This window comes from Nitrospira sp. BLG_2 (assembly GCF_049222245.1).
Window position 1 is genome coordinate 1 of record NZ_JBLYIG010000098.1, and the last position, 2,805, is coordinate 2,805.

Annotated in this window: 3 protein-coding genes; all 3 read left to right on the plus strand. The window is 54.0% G+C overall.

Annotated elements, in window-relative coordinates; all coding sequences use genetic code 11:
- The first annotated feature begins 505 nt into the window (after positions 1-505).
- Entirely contained in the window at positions 506-1,051 is a 546-nt protein-coding gene (locus ACOSYY_RS02870; RefSeq protein ID WP_421660764.1) for a hypothetical protein, read from the plus strand.
- Positions 1,052-1,249: 198 nt separating this feature from the next.
- Positions 1,250-1,669: a peptide-methionine (R)-S-oxide reductase MsrB gene (msrB, locus tag ACOSYY_RS02875; RefSeq protein WP_421660765.1), complete on the plus strand. Its 420-nt coding sequence runs from the start codon at positions 1,250-1,252 to the stop codon at positions 1,667-1,669.
- Between the two features lie 144 nt (positions 1,670-1,813).
- The coding region (locus ACOSYY_RS02880; RefSeq protein WP_421660766.1) for a hypothetical protein at positions 1,814-2,805 on the plus strand (992 nt) is incomplete at its 3' end.

The following is a 2,805-nucleotide window of genomic DNA, read 5'->3' on the forward strand; positions in this document are numbered from 1 at the left end:
GAAAAGACAGATGTCGTTAGGCTCTCGCAAGCCTTTGAACGTTCACGTCTTTGAGGGTCGCGCTCGTCACCGACTGGCAAGCTGCAACATTCCGCATAGCGTTCCGAATATAGCGACTAATATGTACACTTCGATGAAGGACATCATATGGGTTCCCCTTTCCTTCCTTTTGCCAGCGTTGCTTGTACACCCCCGAGATGAAAACTCTATGATGAAATCGTGAAGAGTTCTTCATGAATGGCAGGACACTGGTATTCATGGAATTCCTTCGAAGGGTTCCCTTTTTTGAGGGTGTTCGGGAGCTTGATGCTGTTCTTAAAGTGCAAGAAGCGGGAAACGCTCAGACTCTTTTCAGTCTTGATCTGGCTACCCCCCTCTACAAACCCGGCTTGTCCATGTGATCTAGGCTTCTGCACGCAGACTATTGGTTGACACTCGTCTCTCCTCGACGTAGGGTTTCACCGCTTCAGATTGAAAAACACGTGGTTCTAAGGACAACTTCGCCGTGGACTGGTTATTGCTGATCGCCTTCCTTGTTGTGCTTCTCATCAGCAGTGCGGGAGGTTTCGCGCTGTATAGATTCGTCCGCAAGATTCAGCAGGAGTTTCAACGGCACCAACCTGCGCTTCGGATCAGCAACATGTCGGCGATGAACGCCGGAGAGGTGGTCACAGTGACGCCGGAGGTGGAAAACGTGGGAGGCGGAGTGGCCCATGATTGCATCGTCCAATTGGGAGGATGGGAAGGGAATTTTGCGGTCAAAAGCATGTATCCCAAAGGTCCTCGATATCAACGCCACTCTGTCCCCATCGTCCTCGGTCAAGATGCGCCGATCCGCAGGAAATTGTTGAGCAGATGCTATCTGCGGTTAGCGTATCGCGACCGTTGGAAACAGCGGTATGAATGTTGGTACCCCGTCGCTCAGGCAAAAAACGTGAACACTTCTCTCTATGACATTCAGATCGATCTCTCTCACCCGGAATTGACCGAACCTCATCCATCGTTCAGAGAAATGTGGAAGATGCTTCGCAGAACTTCCTCGAATGACTGACTACGTCATACAGGCAACCTGCCTGCAAACCCGTATTGTTCACAATCCGTGGGCGTTCGACCTTGAGCTCTTGCATTCTGAGTTTCTGAACCGTACCATTTTATTGTCTCCTTGTGACTAAGCGTCTTCAAGAGACTGCAAGACTTTTGAGCGCCGTCCGACTGCGAAGCCGTCACATACCGATGAAGGAGAAACCCAATGCCGCCTACTATTCAAATCGATCCCATCATCAAGGTCACGAAGACCGATGAAGAATGGAGAAAGCAGCTGCCGGCTGCCGCCTATCGTGTCTTACGGCACGAGGATACGGAAAGGCCGTTCGTCAATCCATTGCATGAGAATCATCAATCAGGGATCTATTATTGCGCCGGCTGCGACCTGCCGCTCTTCTCATCAGAGCACAAATTCGACAGTCGTACCGGCTGGCCCAGCTTCTGGCAGCCGATCGACCCGCGCGTGATCGAAACTCGAACCGACTTCAAACTCTTCGTGCCGAGAACGGAAGTCCATTGCGCGCGATGCAATGGCCACCAAGGCCATGTGTTTAAGGATGGGCCGAAGCCCACCGGTCTCCGCTATTGCATCAACGGCGTGGCCTTGAAATTTGTGGCCGGCTGATTGGTTGACGGATCGTCCCATCTCCCTCGACGAGGAACTCCTGCGTACCACACACAGAGTGCCGCGCGGCCCAAGCGCCTCTGGCACTCCTCAGCTCATTCACGGTACAATCCGGAACGACGGATCCATCGAGGCAACGTTGCGATGTTCTCCCGCGTACTGCCCTACACATTTCTTGGACTGACTCTTTCGCTTCTTCTTTCGTGCAACGAGTCATCCCTGTTCAGCTCGAAGACATCGCCTTGTTCCTTAGTGACCGTTGCAGATGCAGAACGGGCGCTCGGAGAACCGGTTCAAGAAGGGAATCAGATCGATCCGACAACCTGTCTCTTCAAAGGGCACCGTAATGTGGGAACTACCGTCACGGTCCAACTTGATGAAACACCCGGGAAGGACCGAAGGGCATGGTTCAATAAAGAGCGCCTACGCCGTGATAGCCAGCTCATCCCGGGCCTCGGCGATGGAGCGGTGAAAATTGATTCATCTCCGACCCTGTCTCGACTGACCTTCATGCATAAAGACTCGTTTGTGACGGTGACCATTTCTTCAACCCAACAGAAACAGCTCGGTGAATCGGTCACCCAATTGGCCAGAACTGCCGCGTCCCGGTACGGAGCGTCCTTGACAGCGACTCTCCCTCCCTCCTCCGCCTCGACCTCCGCCTCCACCTCCATCTCCGTCCCCACCTCCAAGCCCAGCCGTGGAATTCGCACTGAGACCGTCGCTTCGCAGACCCCGGTGACACTCGCACAAACGCTCCCCCCCTCTTCTGATATCCAATCCGGGATTCAAAAGGCTGGCTCGTTTGATCCGGCGAGCCTGGTAGGAACCTGGCACACGCATGTCGCCCAGGGTACGACCCAGTATGACATGCTCCTCATCATTCAACCGAACCTACACTGGTCGCTCTCGTCGATGATGCAGTTCGACGGTATCTTGAACGCTGAGGGAGGGTTGTGGTCACTCGAACGAGCAAACACGTTCAAGGGCCTTGGATGGAAAGGGACTTACCGCAAGACGACACCCACTTCGTGTGCCAGCACCGGCAGTGTTCATGCGACCTGGAAGAGACTCTCGATCGATCAATACTCGATGCGCAGTCCAGCCGAGCTGTGGAAACTCCGGCGCGAAGCGAC